Below are 254 nucleotides of genomic sequence, written 5' to 3'. Positions count from 1 at the left end.
CCTGCGCCATCCAAAACCATCCGCACGGCACGTTCGCGCACTTCAGGTGAATATTTGTTCGTTGTTTTGTTCATGATGCTCCATCCTACTCATGAGTTGGAGCCTCCGGCAAACCTGGCGCGGTTCACTATCTGCCAAGACCATTACGCGGCTGAAGGCCGACTGGTGGATGGACTATGAGCTCTGGCAGAAACGTGACCTTGGCTCGCGGAGATTTCTCTACATCTGGGCGGATGGCGTCTACTTCAAACCAC

The 254-nt window shown here is 54.3% G+C and carries 1 protein-coding gene and 1 pseudogene; both read left to right on the top strand.

The features are described 5' to 3' along the window. On the top strand, positions 1-180 hold a 180-nt coding region (locus BV911_RS19925), incomplete at its 5' end, for a hypothetical protein (RefSeq protein WP_205963935.1). After that, a pseudogene (locus BV911_RS19450) lies at positions 128-254 on the top strand (IS256 family transposase); the annotation flags it as partial. The gene BV911_RS19925 and the pseudogene BV911_RS19450, both read left to right, overlap by 53 nt.

The organism is Pseudoruegeria sp. SK021, from assembly GCF_002119405.1.
GTDB lineage: Bacteria > Pseudomonadota > Alphaproteobacteria > Rhodobacterales > Rhodobacteraceae > Meridianimarinicoccus.
Note: the sequence above shows the minus strand (reverse complement) of the source record. Positions and strands in the feature narration are given on the sequence as shown.